Here is a 19,564-nt window from a genome sequence, read left to right as displayed (position 1 = left end):
AGCCACTATCATAGCACACCGACTTTTAGAATGCAATCACATGTTCGATTGTAATTCTTCCTGAAAATGGTTATAATAATCCAAATACAAAAATAAGGAAACCGTCCTGCAGGGCAGGCCCTTAAATACATCCGAAAGAGGAATCCTATGAAACAAGCCATGCTGAAACGCACCCTTTCACTTCTTCTAACCGCAGCCATCCTGCTTACAGCTGCCGGCTGCAGCAAAGTTTCCCGTGCCGACAGCTCGATCAAGATGACCGGCATGTACTTTGACACCGTTATATCCGTGGAGGTCTGGGGAACCACGGATGAATCCATACTGGAGCACTGCAAAGAAATGTGTACCCGTTACGAAAACCTTTTCAGCCGAACCATTGAGACAAGCGACGTATCCAGAATCAACGCCGCTCAGGGCGCTCCCGTGGAAGTGGATCCCGAAACAGCCGAACTGCTGGAAAAGGGACTGTATTACGGACGGCTCTCGGACGGCCGGTTTGATATCACCATAGCCCCTTTGAGTGAGCTTTGGGATGTGAAAAATAATCCCGGAAATATCCCGGATCAGGATTCCATAGAGAAAGCCAGAAGCCACGTGAACTATAAGAATGTCATTCTGGACAAAAATACGGTCACCCTGACAGACCCTGAAGCTGCGATCGACCTGGGCGGTATCGCCAAAGGTTTCATCGCAGACAAGTTAAAAGCATACCTTACGGACCAGGGGATTGAGCACGCACTCATCAGTCTCGGCGGCAACATCGTTGCAGTCGGCGGCAGGTATAACGGGCAGCCCTTCCATATCGGAATCCAGAAGCCCTTCGCTGAGACAAATGAGGCCATCACGACCGTAGAAATCAACGGCCAGTCAGTGGTATCCTCCGGCACCTATGAAAGGTATTTTGAGAAAGACGGTAAAATCTATCACCACCTGCTGGATCCCGCCACCGGCTATCCCTACGGCAACCAGCTTCTTCAGGTCACAATCATCTCTGACTCCTCGGTAGACGGTGATGCGCTGAGCACGGCCTGTTTCGGGCTCGGGCTGGACAAAGGATCCGCCTTGATAGAATCGCTGGACAATATCCGGGCCATCTTCGTAACCGACGACTACACGCTGCATTATGCAGATTAACCGAATTTCCCAAGGCTCCCCTATCCATCCATAGGTATAGCAAAAGCCAGCATAAGAACCACTTCCTGGACTGTAATCCCGGAACCCTGCGGCCCTTCCGTAAATGCACTCTGCATTTCCGGAGCTGCCGTCGGTGTTCATTATGCTGGTTTTCGTTATGCTGATTTTCATTTTCTGAGGCCGCTGCAGTATAACACCCATCCCAGGTATTTGTAGTTCAATTTCTCTAAGCGGCTTCTGGCATTACGCCATTATGTACTATGATGTAAGCGGTATCTTTCTGGGTATAATTATTTTCCGTGGACATTTATCTGCACATATGCCGCAGTTAGTACACTTGGACGCATCGATATGGGCAAGGAAATTTGTCACCGTGATCGCATTCGTCTCACAATTCTTCTCGCACAGGCGGCATCCGATGCAGCCTACCAGGCAGACATCCATCAATGCCTTTCCTTTTGCGTTAGAATTACACTGCACAAACGTCTTTTGGTCATATGGGATCAGTTCGATCAGATGTTTCGGGCAGGCTGCGATACACTTACCGCAGGCCTTGCATTTTTCCTTATCTACCACGGCTATTCCATCAATAATATGGATTGCATCGAATGGGCATGCCTTTACACAGGTTCCAAATCCCAGACACCCATAGGAACATCCCTTTGGGCCGCCGTCCTGCATCATATTTACCATAATACAGTCTTCAATTCCCTGGTACTTATACTGATCCTGTGCTTTTTCGCACGTACCGGCGCACTTCACAAATGCGACCTGCCGTTCCTGATCCCCCGCAGCAACCCCCATAATCTCGCCGATCTGGGCTGCAACCGGTGATCCGCCGACGGGACATGCACCGACTTCTGCGTCACCTTTTACAATGGCCGCAGCCAGGCCCGAACAGCCGGCAAAACCGCATCCTCCGCAGTTATTGCCGGGAAGGACGCCTAAGATCGCCTCTTCCCTCTCATCTACTTCAACGGCAAACTTCTTTCCGGATATCCCCAGGAAGATGCCGATGAATAATCCGGTTCCGCCGACAATCGCCGCAGCTATTAAAATTCCTGATATACTCATGTTCCTTCCCTCCTAAATCAATCCTGAAAATCCGAAAAATGCAATTGCCATCAGTCCGGCCGTAACCAGGACAATCGGAGTTCCCTGAAATGATTCTGAAATGTCGTTATGTTCGATTTTCTCGCGGATTCCTGCCATAAGAACGATTGACACAAGGAACCCAAAGGCCGTTGCCACCCCATTGATGACGCCTTCCAGAATGCTGTAAGACTTCGTCACATTTGTCAGTGCAACGCCAAGCACCGCACAGTTTGTTGTGATCAGCGGCAGATAGACGCCCAGTGAATTATACAGCGGCGGCATTGCCTTTTTCAGGAACATCTCTACAAACTGAACTAATGCTGCTATGACAAGTATAAACACAATAGTCTGCAAATACTCAAAATGTGTCGGTACAAGAATGAACTTGTAGATCAGGCTTGTGACAAACGACGCGATTGTTATGACAAAAATAACAGCGCCGCCCATGCCGCCTGCGGTTTTTACGTTTTTAGAAACACCGAGGAACGGACAGATCCCGAGAAACTGACTGAGCACGACGTTGTTCACAAATGCAGCACCAACTGCAATTAAAAGTAATTCTTTCATCTCATTCCCCTCCTATTCATTCCCATTCTTTCCTGCTTTTTTCGGTTCCGGGCGCACATCCATAAACATACTTCCGCCGCAGGTTTCTTTCTTCCCGCATGTGGCGCATCCCGAACCGCATCCGATCTTTTCAGCGATCGGATCGCCCTTGGCTTCTGCTTTTTTCTTAACCTTATTCTGAAGCGCCGTTAAGAGTGCCAGAACGAAGAAAGCACCCGGAGCCAGGATAAAGATAGTAATAGGCTCATAAGAGTCCGGCAGAATCTGGTAATCAAAAATCTTTCCGGATCCGACAAGCTCTCTCACAATCCCAATCGCCGTAAGGCCTACAGTAAAGCCAAGCCCCATTCCGATCCCGTCAAATATGGATGGGAGCACAGGATTTTTGGAAGCGTAGCTCTCCGCTCTTCCCAGAATAATACAGTTAACAACTATCAGAGGAATGTAAATCCCCAGAGAATCATACAGGCTCGGTACAAAACCTTCCAGCAAAAACTGAACCATTGTTACAAAAGAAGCCACCACAACAATGAATGCCGGCATTCTGACGGAATCCGGGATGATCTTCCGCAGCATGGATATCAGCATATTGGATAACACAAGCACGACAGTCGTGGAAAGGCCCATGCCAATCCCGTTTATAGCCGAAGTTGTAACCGCCAGCGTGGGACACATTCCCAGCATTAATACGAAGGTAGGATTCTCTTTAACCAGACCATTATACAGTCTTTCCGTATTCTTATTCATTGACACTACCTCCTAACACACTCTGAAAATATACCAGGGCAGAGTCAACTGCATTGGTCACCGCATTGGTCGTAATCGTTGCGCCGCTCAAAGCGTCAATCTTATCGTCGCCCTCTTCTCCGGTCTTTGTATAAGAGAACTTTTCTACCTGCTTATCCTTGAACTGATCCTTGAATTCCGGTTCCGCAGCTTTCATTCCAAGGCCGGCCGTCTCAGTAATTGTAAGCGTTTCAATTCCTTTAACGGTTCCATCACTTAAAATACCAACAGAAAGCTTAATATCCCCGCCGTAGCCTTCGTGTGAAGTTACCGTAACAACATATCCCATTGTTTCACCGCTCTCGTCTAATGCAACGGCTACTTCTGTAATGTCATCGCTCTCATAACCACCCTCTTTTAAGGCTGCGGCCGCCTCGCTCTCATCAAACTCTGTATAGTCTTCAAAAGAAACCGCATCCGCAAGAACCGTCTTGTACGCTTCCTGCTTGGCGTTCTCCTGGGCCGTTGCGATTGGCTCTTTTGTCACCTCATATACAAGCCCCAGCAGTATGCCTGCAACCAGTGTAATCACTGTAAGTATTAAAGTGTTCTTCACAATTTTATTCATTATTTTTCTCCTCCTTTACCAAATGGTTTTGGAAGAGTAACCTTTTCAATAAGGGGCACTAAAAGGTTACTGATGATAATCGCGTAAGATACCCCTTCTGCAGAACCTCCAAACAGCCGGAACAGACCGGTCAGCAGGCCCAGACAGATACCATATACGATCTGCCCCCGCTTTGTAATGGGCGAGGTCACATAATCGGTTGCCATGAACCAGGCTCCCAGCATCAGGCCGCCCCCGCACAGATGCGCCGTAATATACTGTGGATCAAAGCCATGCCCGCCGAAAATAGTAATAAAAATCACAAAAGTCACGATATATGTACCCGGAATTCTCAGGTCAATCACCCCGATCAGAAGCAGGAACATTGCGCCCAGCATGATCGCGAGAACAGAAGTCTCACCGATTGTCCCGCGGATATTTCCGATCAGCATATTCATGGTATTCACCGTCTCCCCTGCTTTCAGCTCCGCAAGAGGAGTCGCCCCGGTCACACCGTCATAAACAAAATAAGTCATGCGCCCGGTAAAGGATATGAGCAGGAAACACCTTGCGCCCAAAGCCGGGTTCATGAAGTTCTGTCCCAGTCCTCCAAACAGCTGTTTCACCACGATAATTGCAAATACGGAGCCAAGCGCGCCCATCCACAGCGGAAGCGTCGGCGGAAGGTTCAGGGCGAGCAGCAATCCTGTAACAACTGCGCTCCAGTCTTTAATCGTAATCGGCTTATGCATCAGCTTCTCATATATGTATTCAGCCAGCACCGCAGATACTGTAGTTACCACCACCAGGAGCCATGCATTTTCATGTCTGAAATTATAAATCCCAAAGATTGTAGCCGGCAGCAGCGCTATAACAACCATCAGCATAATATTGCCGCTGGTTACTTTCGCCCGTATATGCGGTGAAGATGATATGTTATAATTCTCGTTCACTTTTATTCACCTCTCTGTTATTTTTTCTTTCTGTTTGCCAGGGCAATCTTACGCATTGACCCTATGGATTGTTTCAGCGGCCGCTTTGCCGGACAAACATAGCTGCAGGAACCACATTCCACGCATTCCAGTCCGTTCTGCGCTGTAAATGTCTCTTCATCAAACCGTTCAGCATAATCCGCCAGCCTTGAGGGAATGATCCGGCTCGGGCATACTTCTACGCACCGCCCACAGTTAATACAGGCCGTTGTCTTGGACTTGGCAACAATATCTTCCGTAAATGCAAGAATGGAAGAAGACGTCTTAGTCACGGGAGTATCCAGTGTCATCATGGCGAATCCCATCATCGGGCCGCCTGAAATCAGCTTCTGCGGTTCTGTCTTGAAACCGCCCGCCGCTTCCACAAGCTCCTGTTGATTTGTTCCGAGCTGTACGAGAAAGTTCCCCGGACTCGTTACCGCATCCCCGCTCACTGTCACGACACGTTCCGTCAGAGGACGCCCTTTGGCAACCGCATAATGTATGCCAATCAGCGTCTCCACATTATCCACAATACATCCCGCATCCGCAGGCAGCATAGAAGAGTTGATAGCTCGTTTCGTAACTGCGTAGATCAGCTGGCGCTCCGCGCCCTGCGGATACTTCGTCTGAAGCACCTTCACTTCCATACGCGGCTCATCTTTCACCGCTTCTCTAAGCTTTTCTATACAATCCTTCTTATTATCTTCTACACCAAAGATCCCCTTGGCATTATCAAACAGAGAGAGAACGATTCTCATACCGCTCACAAGTTCTTCGGTATTCTCCAGCATCCTGCGGTAGTCTGCGGTGATGTAAGGCTCGCATTCTGCACAGTTCGCTATAATAAAATCAATCTTCTCCGGCTCTTTTGGTGAAAGCTTAACTCTGGTAGGAAAACCGGCCCCGCCCATACCGACAATTCCCGCCTCTCCGATCATGCCGATGATCTCTTCTCTCGACAGCTCCTCAAGCGGCTTCACCGGGCTGCGCTCTGCTTCCTCGTATTCTCCGTCGTTCTCAATCACAATACAATCGACCAGGCTTCCCGTAGGATTGAAATGCTTTTCTAACCCTTTTACTGTGCCTGATACAGATGCATAGACCGGCGCCGACACAAATCCCCCGGCCTCAGCTATCTTCTGGCCCTTTAACACATGATCCCCCTTCTGAACTATTGGACTTGCAGGGGCACCGATATGCTGTGAAAGCGGATATACCAAGTCGCCTTTAGGCAGTACTTCAGCAATTGCCTGATCTTTTGCCAGACTTTTTCCATCGTTTGGATGGATTCCGCCCTTAAAAGTTAAAAGTCCCATTCTTTACTACCTTCCTTTCTTTTTTCGCAATAATTGTATTGTACTAGAAATTGTATGCAAAATCCAGTAAATATAACAAATTACCGTCTGTAAAAACTCAAAACGCATATATTTTGACGTTTTTTTAACACTTATCATAAACTTCAATGGGATCAGGATTCCTGTTTTTACAATGAAATCCTGACCCCATACACCAATATCGGCTATAAATTCTTATACAAGAAGGATAGAGACTTCCTAAGCCTCTATCCTTTTCTAATACCATTTCCGTACCTGCCCTAAATACCGCTACGCATGCACATATGGTATTTTTACTCTTCTGTTGCATCAGCTTCCTGTGCATCCGGCTCCAGTGCTTTCATGCTCAGGCTGATCTTTTTGTCAGTCTCATTCAGGTCTACGATCTTGGCTGTAATCTCCTGTCCGATCGAAAGAACATCGGAAGGTTTCTCAACATGTGCCCTGGAAATCTGGGAAACATGGAGAAGTGCATCAACGCCGGGTGCAAGCTCCACAAACGCACCAAAGTCTGTCATACGTGCTACTCTTCCATTGATAACTGTACCCACGGCAAAATCATCTGCCGCATGTGCCCACGGATTCGTCTCCGGGAACTTCAGGCTGAGCGCAACCTTCGTGTCGTTAATATCTTTCACCAGAACCTTTACAACATCACCAACCTGGAATACTTTCTTCGGATTCTCAACTCTTCCCCAGGACATCTCGGAAATATGTAACAATCCGTCTACTCCGCCAAGGTCGATAAATGCACCGAAATCTGTTACGTTCTTAACTGTTCCTTCAATTGTGTCTCCAACGCGCAGCTTCGCAAACAGCTCTTTCTGCTTCTCTGCCCTCTCTGCCACGAGTAACTGTCTTCTATCACCAATCACGCGGTTTCTTCTTGGATTGAATTCGCTGATCACAAACTCAATCTCCTGGCCTTCGTATTTGCTTAAATCCTTCTCATAAGAATCAGATACCAGGCTTGCCGGTATGAATACACGTGCTTCATCAACTGTTGCACATAATCCACCGCCAAGAATCTGAGTAACGGTAGCCTTCAGAACCTCTTTGTTCTCGAAAGCTTCGCGCAGTCTCTCATTCCCCTTCTCTGCAGCAAGTCTCTTATAAGTCAGTAATACCTGTCCTTCGCCGTCATTTACTTTGAGAACTTTCACAGTCATAGGATCCCCTACTGAAATTACAGTCGTAAGGTCAATTGACTGGTCGTTGGAATATTCATTCTTTGAAATGATACCATCTGCCTTATATCCGATATTCAGGATAATCTCATCTGGCTTCACGTCAATGACCGTACCCTCAACTACCTCTCCGTTGTGAATTGTTTTAAATGACTCGTCTAACATTTGTTCAAAAGATAATTCTGACATTATTTTGAACCTCCTCAATTATATTGTTGGGCGTGGATGCCCCTGCTGTAATACCTACTGTTTCCACTGACCCTAATTGATTCAAATCCAAATCGTCAAGTGTCTGTATATAGTACGTATCTTTACATGCTTTCTGGCATATTTCAAATAACTTCTGGGTGTTGGAACTATGTTTGTCACCAATCACGATCATAGCATCCACCTCTTCTGCAATACTCCCCGCTTCATTCTGACGCTCCTTTGTTGCACTGCAGATTGTATTTAAAACACTTACATCATAACTCTTTTCGGAGATAATTTCAACTAAATCTTGAAATTTATTGTAATTAAATGTCGTCTGCGCCACAATGCAGACCTTCATTCCCGGATTTGGAACAAAGTCGGATGCATCCTTTTCACTCTGCACCACTGTCACATGATCTCCCGCCCAGCCCCTGATTCCCTGCACTTCAGGATGTTCCGGATTACCGATAATGACAATGTGGCTGCCCGCCCTGCTCTCGCGTTTTACAATATTATGAATTTTTTTGACAAAGGGACAGGTTGCGTCTATCACCGTAAGCCCCTGCTCTTCCATTTTTTTATAAATATACTCCGGAACGCCATGGGAGCGTATAATGACTGTTCCCTCTGTCAGAGATTCCAGTTCCGCCTCTGTCCGCAGCACCTTCACCCCTCTTTTCTCCATATCTTTAACCACTTCATCATTGTGGATAATAGGACCGTAAGTATAAATCCGAGGACCGCTGCCCGCTTCCCCCTGAAGCTCTTTGTATACCGTTTCCACGGCCCGCTTCACACCGAAGCAGAATCCGGCCGTTTTCGCCCGTACTATTTTCATCTTTTCTCTGCTCCTTTTCCAAATATGTCTGTGTTCCGTTCTTCTTTTCCATATACTTCCCGCAAAAATATAAAAGAAACCGACTGGCCTTCCTGTTATCTGCAGTATTGTATAATCTCTGCAGCCACTTCCTCGATTGTCATCTCAGAACTGTCGATCAGGACAGCATCCTCTGCTTTTTTCAGCGGCGCCGTCTCCCGGCTCATGTCTCTTTCATCCCGTTCCCGGATATCACGGGCTATTTCTTCATAATCGCATTCTTCTCCCATTTCCCGGAGCTCATCATACCGTCTCTTTGCCCTTGTGGCCACGCTCGCAGTCAGATATATCTTAACATCAGCATGGGGCAGAATGTTCGTGCCGATATCACGGCCATCCATAATCACATCTTCCCTCTCAGCCAATTCCCTCTGCAGCTCGAGAAGTTTCGCTCTCACCTGTGGGACTGCAGAACTCACAGAGGCCATGTTGCCAACGGCTTCTTCCCTGATTCGGGAAGTTACGTTTCTTCCATTTAAATAGACCTGCTGTACTCCGTTCTCGTATCTGATACTGACAACTGCATCCTCACACGCACTGATCATCCGCTGTGTCTCCCCGGGTGCAATGCCTGCGTCCAGAAAACAGAGTGCAAGTGCCCTGTACATCGCTCCGGTATCCACATAGATATACCCTTTTTTCTTAGCTACAAGTTTTGCAATCGTGCTCTTGCCTGCCCCTGCCGGACCGTCAATTGCCACATTATATCCCATGTTTTCTTTCCTCCTCATGCCTTCCTTTTTCGTCAATGTACCGCATTCCCCGCCAGATAGGCGGTAGACCATGCGATCTGCAGGTTAAACCCGCCGGTCAGTGCATCCAGATCAACCACTTCCCCGATAAAATAAAGTCCGCTTACGAGCTTAGACTCCATCGTTCCAGGATCAAGCTGCCTGACATCAACGCCGCCTTTCGTGACAATCGCCTCATTGTACCCCCGCAGTCCTGTGAGCGTCATATCAAAGTCCTTGATCAGCGCAACAAATTGGCGCCTTTCTTCCCGGCTGATCTCGTTGACCTTTTTTTCCGGATCGATGCCGCTCCTGTCGATCATGACCGGCTTTAATTTTGCCGGGAAAAGCTTATCCACTGCGTTCTTGAACTGCTTATTCCTGTTCTCTTCAAAGTCTCTGAGCACACGCTGATCCAGCTGCTCTGCAGACAATGCCGGCTTCAGGTCAATGGAAAGCCGAAGTTTCTTTTCTCCCAAAAGTTTACCCATCACACTGCTGGCACTGATGATGACCGGACCGCTCACGCCAAAATGAGTAAACAGCATTTCGCCGAATTCTTCATAAACTCTCTTTTTCCCGTCATAAATCACGGCATTAACATTCCGAAGTGACAATCCCTGAAGTGCCGGGATAAATGCCTCCTTTACTTCCATTGGTACAAGAGACGGGTAAAGTGCAGTTACCTTGTGCCCCGCCTCCCGCGCAAACCGGTAACCATCCCCGGTAGATCCCGTCGACGGATAGGAGATCCCGCCCGTCGCTATGATACACGCATCCGCCGATACGGTCTTACCATCGGCAAGGCGGATCCCTGTGAAATATCCCTCATCAGCCAGTACCTGTTTCACCTCCGCGTGCAGATGAATCAGGGCTCCCAGCCGCTTTAACTCTCTGCTCATGGCAGAAATCACGTCCGAAGAGTGGTCCGATTCCGGAAATACCCGGTTCCCACGCTCCACTTTTGTTCTCACCCCGAGATTTTCAAAAAACTCGATTGCCTGCTCATTCGTGAAACTGTAAAATCCACTGTATAAAAACTTGGGGTTGCTTCGTACCGAAGAAAAAAGAGTTTCCATCTCTCCGGCATTTGTCAAGTTGCATCTGCCCTTTCCTGTAATAAAAAGCTTTTTCCCCAGTTTCTCGTTCTTTTCATATATGTGGACCTCGTGTCCGTTTCCGGCCGCAAATATGCCCGCCATCATTCCTGCCGCGCCGCCGCCGATTATCAGTACCTTACTCATCCCCACTACCTTCCGCGTCCTTTCCGCCCGGCATAGAACTGCTGACATGGTTCAGTTCATCACCACTGTATACCTGATACTCGTCCCATATTTTTTCCAGCGTCTCGAGAGTGGCAACTACTTCTTTCTGCTTTTTCATGCAGAGCGCAACCACGAGCGCATTCACAACGCTCAGCGGAGCAACCAGTGAATCCACGATGGAGGCCATGTCGCTCCTGGCGATCAGATTGCAGGAAGAATAGAGATTCATGGGGGAATGAATACTGTCCGTCAGCGTGATCACCTTCGCCTTGCGGTTACTCGCAAATTCAAGCGCCTTTAATGTACGCATCGAATACCGCGGGAAACTGATTCCTATGATCACATCATTCTGATCGATCCGGATCAGCTGCTCGAAAATCTCACTGGAACTGTTCGTATTGACTGCCGTCACATTGTCACAGATCAAATTCAGATAAAACGTCAAAAATGCAGCAAGAGGAGCACAGCTCCGGATCCCGATCACATAAATCTTCTTTGCTTTCAGAATCGTATCAATGGCAAGTTCAAACGCCTTCTGGTCTATTCCCGCAAGCGTCAGCTTGATCTTCTCTATATCCGACTGCAGCACGGTAGCAAGAATCTCAGACTGGCTGATTCTCCCATAGGTCACTTCCATCCTCTGAATAGAATTCAGCTTGTTGCGCACCAGCTCCTCCAGGGCTTTCTGAAAGCCCGGATACCCCTTATATCCCAGCTGCGTTGCAAAACGGACAACCGTGGACTCACTCACGCCTACAATATCCCCCAGTTTTGCAGCAGTCAGAAAGACGGCTTTATCGTAATTCTGGCATACATATTCCGCCAGTCTTTTCTGTCCTTTGCTGAGGCGTTTATACTTTTCTTCTATTCTAAGCAGCAGTTCATTCGTACTATTCTCATTTGTGCTTAACTTATTTTCACTCACGGCAGTTCCTCTTCTCATTTTCTCATTCAATTTGGGCAGAATATACTTGTTTTATAATTTAACATTCTGATTATACAATACTGGGATTTTGATTGCAAGGAGGAGTTCTTTGAAACAACGCAGCCCCGCACAGGCAGTTTTTATCTCCATGCAGGGCTTTTGCTGTTAAATCGCTCTTGTATATTCTTTTAACCAATCCTGCTCTTCTTCTGTCAGATGAGGGGCTATCAACTCATAAACCTTCTTATGATAATCGTTGAGCAGCGTTTTTTCCTTTTCTGTCATGAGCGCCGGGTTGACAGCGTCCAGATCGATCGGGACAAATGTGACCGGTTCGAAATACATAAACTGCCCATACTCATTCTTCTCGCCCCTGCGCACCAAAAGCTCATTCTCCGTACGAATGCCGTGGGATCCTTCAATATAGATTCCCGGTTCATCCGTAATAATCATATTCTCCTCGAAAGGCTGGATCTCATTCGGGCGGAACTGCCAGCGGAAGCCTGCCGGCGGCTCATGGATATTTCCGAGATATCCGACACCATGTCCGGTCCCATGATTAAAATTCAGGTTCTGTCTCCAGAACGGTTCCCGTGCTACATAGTCCAGATTCATTCCGCTGCAGCCATATAAGAATCTTGCATCGGCCAGATTCAGCATGCTGACGGCGACTGTCGTAAAATGATCCTTCTCAACCTGGCTCACTTCCCCCAGCGCCACCGTCCTCGTGATGTCCGTAGATCCTTCATAATAATGACCGCCCGTGTCTGTCAGAAACAGGCCGCCTTCCTTCAACTCCACATTCGTCTCCGGCGACGAGGTATAGTGTACAATCGCACCATGTTCTTTGTAAGCACAGATTGGTTCAAAGCTCGGCCACAAAAATCCCTCCTGCTGCGCACGGAACTCTTGGAGTTTATCGGATGCACTCAGCTCTGTTATCTCCATCTTACCAATATTCTTTTTCAGCCAGTACATAAACTTCGTGTGCGCCACACCATCTTTAATGTGGGCATTTCTGATATTCTTAACTTCCGTATCATTCTTGACGGCCTTCATAAGAATCGTAGGATTTTCCTGTTTTACAGTCTTTACCCCCTTCGGGATATTATGAAAAAGCGCAAAGTTCATCCGTTTCGGGTCCAGCAGTACCACATCACCATCGCCAAGCCTTTTTACAGCCTCATAGACCTCATTGTATGCATGTATACAAACTCCATTTCCGGCAAATTCCGCCTTTATCTCATCACTGAACTTTCTCTCATCCGCATAAAGTTCCACCGAATCCATCTTCACAACCGCATAAGAAAGCAGAAGCGGAAAATAGTCCACATCTTCCCCTCTCACATTAAGCAGCCAGCCGATATCATCCAGGCTGGTAATAATATGGACATTGGCCCCGGCTTCTTTCATTGCGTCTCTCACCCGCTCAAGCTTAGAGGCAGCTGTCTCTCCCGCATACTTAATATCCAGCATAAATGCCGCTTTTTCAGAAAGAGGCGGCCTGTCCTCCCAGACAGTATCTACAAGGTCACAGTTATAAACCACACTCCCGCCTTTGTCCGCAGCAATATCGGCATACACTTGTCCTTCATCCACGCCGACGGTACGACCGTCAAACCCAATCACACCATTCTCCGGGAGAACCGCCTTCAAGTAGTCCGCTACAGTGGGAACACCCGGTTCCCCCATCCTGCGCAGCCCCACACCGGTCCCTTCCAGCTGCTGTTCTGCCTGTATAAAATACCTGCCATCCGTCCATAAGCCCGCTTCGTCCTTTGTAAACACAGCAGTTCCCGCCGACCCGGTAAACCCGGTCATAAAAGCCCTCGCCTTAAAATGTTCCCCAACATACTCGCTCTGATGATAATCCGAAGTCGGCACCACATATGCATCAATCCCTTTCTCCTCCATCATACGGCGGAGACTGTCAACTCTTTCCGAAACCTTCATGAAAAACCTCCTTAAACATTCATAAAACATATTATACCACCAAACAAAAATCTATACAAATTTTTGGGGTGAAAATGCTTTTTTAGGGGGGGCCGCCCCATCTCCCGGCTCCCATCTCCCGACAGGCTTGGTGCATCAAAACGGAAAGTATATTTCATCCCGTGGGGGGAAATAACGGGGGCGGCGGATTAAGTTTGGGGCATTGATAGTAAAAAGTTATGATACATCCGCAGCTCCCGTCCACTTTCCAACCGGGCCGGTTTTTCTCCCGCCTGGGGCACACCAGCTAAGTGAAAGGCGCATCTGCTCCCAGCGGGGCTGTGTATGCCATTTCAGGAATCCGTAGAGCGCGTGTTAGAATCCGTTAGAGAAAAAACAGGGAACATGGAGGGCAGAATTTGCCTTACCAGGCAAATTCTGTTGCCGCCGGCGGCGCGAATGCATCGGCATTCGGGCCAACTGCGGCAAGTACCTCCATGTTCCCTGTTTTTTCTCTTACGGATTCTTAGCAAGCGGGCCGGATTCTGAAATGGCATACACAGCCCCGGCTGGGAGCAGATGCGCCTTTCACTTAGCGCCCCCATACCATCCACTATACCGGATAAGCCCCGTCCTGTGTATCCGCTACTTTTGCGTCTATTTTTGTCTGCTGTGCCTCTCTATACTTAAAGAAGTCTACTGCTACCTGTGGGAACAGTGCATAGGTCAGCACGTCCTCATCCTGCTGGATCCACTGTTCGCATTCTTTGCGCAGTGTATCTAACTCGTTCGGAATCAGATCGGCCGGACGGCAGGTGATAACCTCTGCATTCTCACCGATAACTTTTTTCTGTACTTCAGGATTGAACGGTTTTACTGTTGCACCGTATTTTCCTGACAATACATCTTTTGTTTCTTTTGTTGCCATTTTGTAGCGTTCTCCCATCAGAACGTTAAATACGGCCTGGGTTCCAACGATCTGAGAAGATGGTGTAACAAGCGGCGGTTCACCGAGGTCTTTGCGGACACGCGGTACTTCTTCAAGCACTTCGTAGAACTTGTCCTCTGCACCCTGCTCTTTTAACTGTGAAGTCAGGTTGGAAAGCATACCACCCGGTACCTGGTACAGAAGGGTCTTGATATTAACGCCCATGTTCTTCGGATTCAGAAGGCCGTTCTCAAGAGCTTCGTCTCTGATCGGTCTGAAATAATCTGCGATTTCAGCAAGCAGGTTCTGATCCAGCCCTGTATCGTAAGGTGTCCCCTTAAATGTCTCGACCATAACCTCTGTCGCCGGCTGTGATGTTCCCAGTGCGAACGGTGACATTGCAGTGTCAATAATGTCGGCGCCTGCCTCTACTGATTTCAGATATGTCATTGCGCCCACACCTGATGTATAATGAGTATGCATCTCGATCGGAATATCAACAGCTTCTTTCAATGCTGTCACAAGCTCTGTTGCCTGATATGGGCAGAGAAGTCCTGCCATATCCTTTACGCAGATAGAGTTAGCACCCATATCTTCAATTCTCTTTGCCAGATCCATCCAGTACTCCAGTGTATAGGCATCACCCAGAGTATAAGACATCGCCACCTGGGCATGTGCCTTTTCTTTGTTAGATGCTGTAACAGCTGTCTGCAGGTTGCGGATATCATTCATACAGTCAAAGATACGGATGATATCAATACCATTAGCCACTGATTTCTGTACGAAGTATTCTACCACATCATCTGCATAAGGACGGTATCCCAGAATATTCTGTCCGCGGAACAGCATCTGCAGCTTTGTGTTTTTAAATCCGTCGCGGAACTTTCTTAACCTGTCCCATGGATCTTCATGCAGGAAACGTAAGGATGCGTCAAATGTAGCACCGCCCCAGCACTCTACTGCATGATATCCTACTTTGTCCATTTTATCTACGATAGGCAGCATCTGCTCTGTTGTCATTCTTGTGGCAATCAGGGACTGATGCGCATCACGCAGGACTGTTTCTGTTATTTTAACTGGTTTCTTTTCAATCTCTGCCATTTATTTGTCCTCCATTATTATTTAACGCCGAAGATAGCCATAAAGGTTCCGGCTGCTACCGCAGTACCGATAACACCTGCCACGTTCGGGCCCATTGCGTGCATCAGCAGGAAGTTTGTAGGATCCGCTTCTGCTCCGACTTTCTGTGAAACTCTGGCTGCCATAGGTACCGCAGATACACCTGCTGATCCAATCAATGGATTTACCTTGCCTCCGGTTGCCACGCACATCAGCTTACCGAACAACACGCCGGCAGCCGTACCAAATGCAAATGCAACCAGACCGAGGATTACAATTTTGATCGTACTCCAGTTCAGGAATGCCTCTGCGCTTGTAGTAGCGCCAACAGATGTACCCAGTAAGATAACCACGATGTACATCAGTGCATTTGAAGCAGTCTCGGTTAACTGTCTAACCACACCGGATTCCTTAAACAGGTTACCCAGCATTAACATACCAACCAGAGGAGCCGTAGTCGGAAGTATCACGCAGACTACGATCGTAACGATGATCGGGAAGAGGATCCTTTCCAGTTTGGATACAGGTCTCAGCTGTTCCATCTTAATCTTACGCTCTTTTTCTGTTGTCAGCAGCTTCATAATCGGCGGCTGAATGATCGGCACAAGCGACATGTATGAATATGCTGCAACAGCGATTGGTCCCATGATTGCAGTCTGTGACAGTTTACCCGCGAGGAAGATGGATGTCGGTCCGTCTGCTCCTCCGATAATTGAGATGGCAGCAGCTGCTTTGTCTGAAAAGCCTAATGCCATAGCCCCCAGGTAAGCCGCAAAGATACCAAACTGTGCTGCTGCACCGAGAAGGAAACTCTTTGGATTGGCAATCAACGGACCGAAATCTGTCATTGCACCAACGCCGAGGAATATCAGAGATGGTAGGATCGCCCATTCATCGAGCAAATAAAAATAATAGAGAAGTCCGCCAGTCCCATTCGCAGCATCCTCAGCATGCAGCATAATATCAGGATAGATATTAACCAACAGCATACCGAAGGCGATTGGAACAAGCAGCAGCGGCTCAAAACCGTGCCTGATTGCTAAATATAGGAAGACACATGCAACAACGATCATAATCAGATTTCCAAAGGTCAGATTCATAAATGCTGTCTGCTGCACGAGGTTTCCCAACGTATTTGAAATATATTCCATTTGTCAAACCTCCTGGTGAACTAGTTTAATGTAGCTAAGACTGCTCCTGATTCAACGGCATCGCCTACTGCTACATTAATGCTAGCAACTGTTCCTGCCTCTGGGGCTACTACAGGGATTTCCATCTTCATGGCTTCGATAATAACAACTGCATCTCCGGCCTGAACACTCTGTCCTACGTTTGCTTCGATTTTAAATACTTTTCCGGCTGCTCCCGCTTTAACCTCGATACCGCCCGCTGCTTTCGGAGCCGCTGCTGCTGGCGCCGGAGCAGCCTTCGGTGCTGCAGCCGGTGCTGCTACCGGTGCTGCCGGCGCCGCGCCTGCACCCTTTTCTTCTACGGTTACATCATATACATTGCCATTTACTGTAATTGTATAATTCTTCATCTCTTATATCCTCCTGATTAACTCCATTTATTTGACTTTCTTCTCTTGATAGAACGGACTATAAATCCATCCGCAGAAGTGCCTTCAGCCGCTGCAATCGCTGCTGCTATAACCGCTGCAAGCTCTCCATCATCATGATCCGCGGCCTGCTGTACTGCCGGCGCTGCTGCGATTGGCGCTGCAGCCGGGGCGGCCGGAACCACGTTTGCTTTTTTACTGAATTTCTTTTCAATAGCAGGTATAAACTTAAATAAAGAAATTATGAAAGAAATGAAAATTAATACAACAAATACAGTACCCATTCCAAGGACTGTATTGAGCCCTGCCTTTTTCAGTATCTCGCCTGTCGAATAATCTGCACTGACCGTCAGGCTTTCCATATTCATCTTTTCATCAAAGGAAAATGAAATTTCACCTTTTCTGTCTTCAAATACTGCTTTTGCCGTCAGTGTTGCACCGCTGTTTGTGGTTGTCAGCTCATAACTGTCAACACTGGTGATCGCGCCGCACTCCTTTATACCGGCCTTCCATGCCTCAATGATAGTCAGGAAGTTATCTCCCTCGACCGGGATCCCCGACTGCATCAGAGTCAGATTCAGTTCAAGGTCTGACATATCCTCGAATCTGTTAAGATCGTCATCTGTCATGCTGCTGAAGCTCTGTACAATTGTGTCAGCGTAGCTCTGCAATGTAGCCTGGTCATATTCTGCTGCGTCTTTTGCTTTACTGCCGCATCCTGTAAAACTGAAGATGAGGAGAAAGACTAGACCTAATAAACTGATTTTTTTCTTCACTTTGCCTCACCTCACTAAACCGTACCGTGTTTCTTATCCGGATGGTCCTCTCTTTTTGTGAACAGCATTTCGAATGCTCCGATTATATATTTTCTGGTCTCTGCCGGTTCGATCAGCGCATCCACATATCCTCTTCTTGCAGCTGACAGCGGGCTTGACTGCAGCTCTTTGTATTCTGCCGCTTTTTCTTTCAGAGTATCAGCGTCTGCATCAGCATACATAATCTTAGCTGCCAGTGCGGAGTCCATCATACCGATCTCTGCTTCAGGCCATGCATAGACCATATCAGCCCCGATAGATTTACTGTTCATAGCAACATATGCGCTGCCATAAGCTTTTCCAACTATAACATTTACTTTTGGAACTGTTGCATTAGCAAATGTATAAGTGAGTCTTGCTACCGCTCTTGCCATGTTCTTCTCTGATTCCATCGTTGCAGCAAATCCTGTAACATTGGTCAGTGTGAGAACCGGTATAGAAAATGCATCGCAGAAGTTCACGAAATCAATCGCTTTTTTGCAGCCGTCTACAGAAAGGGCTTTGTCGAATTCCTCCGCCACATTGCCTTCGGCGTCGTATACTTTAGAACGGTTTGCAACAGCGCCTACTGTCATGCCGTTCAGGCGAATAAATCCGGTTACCATATCTTTGGCGTATTCTTTCTTTGTCTCAAAGAAAATATGATTATCAGAAAGTTCTGCCAGTGCGATGCCTGTATCTTCTGCGGCATTCGCAATGTCAGCACAGAGACGGTTAAGGTCATCCGTACATTCTGAATAAGAAAGATCGTCTTCATTATTGGCAGGAATCATACAGATTAACGCGCGGATCTGTCCCAGAATATCGGCTTCATCGCCGATCACATCTACCAGACCTGCATGTTTGCTCTGATATTCTGCAGAGGAAGTATCACATTTAGAATCAATGTTGCCTTCCAGAGCATTTGGTGAATTTACAAACAGCTTTCCTTCTTTACTCTCCATAAAGGTAAAATCTGTCAGCCCGGGCACAACTGCCAGGCCGCCGCCACACATTCCAAAGACAGCAGTTATCTGTGGAATCACGCCTGAAGCCATGGACTGTTTGAAGTATAAACTTCCAAAAGCTTCCAGCGCATCTGTAGCTTCCTGAAGTCTCAGCCCTGCACAGTCAACCAGCCCGATAACTGGTGCTCCCATTTTCATTGCCATGTCATAAATATTGGCGATTTTCTTCGCGTGCATCTCACCGATTGCGCCCTTTAAAACTGTAGCGTCCTGGCTGTACACATAAACAAGATTACCGTCAATTACTCCGTAACCGGTTATCACACCGTCAGCCGGAGTATCTTTTGCCTGCAAGTTGAAATCAGTGCTTCGTGCTGTAACAGCACCGCCGATCTCAACAAAGCTTCCCTCATCAAGCAGCATGGCAATTCTTCTGCTCGCTGAGTTTTCTGTAGCGTTGTAGCTCATAATCTAGCCCTCCATATTATTTAATTTGTTTGAAATAAAACCAAAATTTCTGCCTATTCTAGTATATACTACTTAACCCGAAATTTCAATTCATAAAATCCATGATGATTGCGTAAATTTACCTTCGGAAATAATGGTGTAGAGTTCACCCATGATGTACTGATAAAGTATCAGACAATGACT

Annotated in this window: 18 protein-coding genes; 1 reads left to right on the top strand and 17 read right to left on the bottom strand. The window is 47.4% G+C overall.

Annotation, left to right across the window (positions count from 1 at the left end; translation table 11 throughout):
• The first annotated feature begins 147 nt into the window (after positions 1–147).
• On the top strand, positions 148–1,134 hold the full coding sequence (locus GKG43_RS01630) for an FAD:protein FMN transferase (protein WP_173020062.1): 987 nt from the start codon (positions 148–150) through the stop codon (positions 1,132–1,134).
• Between the two features lie 258 nt (positions 1,135–1,392).
• On the opposite strand, the gene GKG43_RS01625 is transcribed toward GKG43_RS01630, so the two are convergent.
• The 17 genes from GKG43_RS01625 to GKG43_RS01545 form a co-directional block, all read right to left on the bottom strand.
• On the bottom strand, positions 1,393–2,208 hold the full coding sequence (locus GKG43_RS01625; RefSeq protein ID WP_050642351.1) for an RnfABCDGE type electron transport complex subunit B: 816 nt from the start codon (positions 2,206–2,208) through the stop codon (positions 1,393–1,395).
• Positions 2,209–2,220: 12 nt separating this feature from the next.
• Positions 2,221–2,796, bottom strand: coding sequence for an RnfABCDGE type electron transport complex subunit A (locus GKG43_RS01620; RefSeq protein WP_050642352.1), 576 nt, complete (start codon positions 2,794–2,796; stop codon positions 2,221–2,223).
• Positions 2,797–2,808: 12 nt separating this feature from the next.
• Complete coding sequence (locus GKG43_RS01615) at positions 2,809–3,543, bottom strand: electron transport complex subunit E (protein ID WP_055153251.1); 735 nt, start codon at positions 3,541–3,543, stop codon at positions 2,809–2,811.
• Positions 3,536–4,150: an RnfABCDGE type electron transport complex subunit G gene (locus GKG43_RS01610; RefSeq protein ID WP_050642354.1), complete on the bottom strand. Its 615-nt coding sequence runs from the start codon at positions 4,148–4,150 to the stop codon at positions 3,536–3,538. Before GKG43_RS01610 ends, GKG43_RS01615 begins: the two co-directional genes overlap by 8 nt.
• A complete protein-coding gene (locus tag GKG43_RS01605) occupies positions 4,150–5,082 on the bottom strand; it encodes an RnfABCDGE type electron transport complex subunit D (RefSeq protein ID WP_025657529.1) in 933 nt (310 codons plus the stop codon). The genes GKG43_RS01610 and GKG43_RS01605 overlap by 1 nt, the downstream gene beginning before the upstream one ends.
• A 17-nt stretch (positions 5,083–5,099) precedes the next feature.
• Positions 5,100–6,419 carry an electron transport complex subunit RsxC gene (rsxC, locus tag GKG43_RS01600; RefSeq protein WP_129878415.1) on the bottom strand — a complete coding sequence of 440 codons (1,320 nt, stop codon included), beginning with the start codon at positions 6,417–6,419 and terminating at the stop codon, positions 5,100–5,102.
• A 311-nt stretch (positions 6,420–6,730) separates the two neighbouring features.
• The gene (gene rpsA, locus GKG43_RS01595) at positions 6,731–7,813 is read right to left on the bottom strand and encodes a 30S ribosomal protein S1 (protein ID WP_055153257.1); all 1,083 of its coding nucleotides are present in this window, start codon (positions 7,811–7,813) and stop codon (positions 6,731–6,733) included.
• Positions 7,794–8,654 (bottom strand): 4-hydroxy-3-methylbut-2-enyl diphosphate reductase, encoded by an 861-nt coding sequence (gene ispH / locus GKG43_RS01590; RefSeq protein WP_055153259.1) that lies wholly within the window; start codon positions 8,652–8,654, stop codon positions 7,794–7,796. Before ispH ends, rpsA begins: the two co-directional genes overlap by 20 nt.
• 95 nt (positions 8,655–8,749) lie before the next feature.
• Positions 8,750–9,406 carry a (d)CMP kinase gene (gene cmk / locus GKG43_RS01585; protein ID WP_050642357.1) on the bottom strand — a complete coding sequence of 219 codons (657 nt, stop codon included), beginning with the start codon at positions 9,404–9,406 and terminating at the stop codon, positions 8,750–8,752.
• A 32-nt stretch (positions 9,407–9,438) separates the two neighbouring features.
• A complete protein-coding gene (locus GKG43_RS01580; protein WP_055153261.1) occupies positions 9,439–10,668 on the bottom strand; it encodes an NAD(P)/FAD-dependent oxidoreductase in 1,230 nt (409 codons plus the stop codon).
• Positions 10,661–11,614, bottom strand: coding sequence for a MurR/RpiR family transcriptional regulator (locus GKG43_RS01575; protein WP_242843898.1), 954 nt, complete (start codon positions 11,612–11,614; stop codon positions 10,661–10,663). The genes GKG43_RS01580 and GKG43_RS01575 overlap by 8 nt, the downstream gene beginning before the upstream one ends.
• 165 nt (positions 11,615–11,779) lie before the next feature.
• The gene (locus GKG43_RS01570; RefSeq protein WP_055153263.1) at positions 11,780–13,567 is read right to left on the bottom strand and encodes an aminopeptidase P family N-terminal domain-containing protein; all 1,788 of its coding nucleotides are present in this window, start codon (positions 13,565–13,567) and stop codon (positions 11,780–11,782) included.
• A gap of 592 nt (positions 13,568–14,159) precedes the next feature.
• The gene (locus GKG43_RS01565; protein ID WP_025657537.1) at positions 14,160–15,575 is read right to left on the bottom strand and encodes an oxaloacetate decarboxylase subunit alpha; all 1,416 of its coding nucleotides are present in this window, start codon (positions 15,573–15,575) and stop codon (positions 14,160–14,162) included.
• A 17-nt stretch (positions 15,576–15,592) separates the two neighbouring features.
• The gene (locus tag GKG43_RS01560) at positions 15,593–16,744 is read right to left on the bottom strand and encodes a sodium ion-translocating decarboxylase subunit beta (RefSeq protein ID WP_050642361.1); all 1,152 of its coding nucleotides are present in this window, start codon (positions 16,742–16,744) and stop codon (positions 15,593–15,595) included.
• Between the two features lie 20 nt (positions 16,745–16,764).
• Positions 16,765–17,133, bottom strand: coding sequence for a biotin/lipoyl-containing protein (locus GKG43_RS01555; protein WP_050642362.1), 369 nt, complete (start codon positions 17,131–17,133; stop codon positions 16,765–16,767).
• Positions 17,134–17,150: 17 nt separating this feature from the next.
• A complete protein-coding gene (locus GKG43_RS01550; RefSeq protein WP_050642363.1) occupies positions 17,151–17,927 on the bottom strand; it encodes an OadG family transporter subunit in 777 nt (258 codons plus the stop codon).
• 14 nt (positions 17,928–17,941) lie between these two features.
• Positions 17,942–19,381, bottom strand: a complete 1,440-nt coding sequence (locus GKG43_RS01545) for a carboxyl transferase domain-containing protein (RefSeq protein WP_050642364.1) — start codon at positions 19,379–19,381, stop codon at positions 17,942–17,944.
• Positions 19,382–19,564: the final 183 nt, after the last annotated feature.

Origin of the sequence: Eubacterium sp. BIOML-A2 (genome assembly GCF_009680135.1) — a bacterium.
GTDB lineage: Bacteria > Bacillota > Clostridia > Lachnospirales > Lachnospiraceae > Faecalicatena > Faecalicatena contortus_B.
Note: the sequence above shows the minus strand (reverse complement) of the source record. Positions and strands in the feature narration are given on the sequence as shown.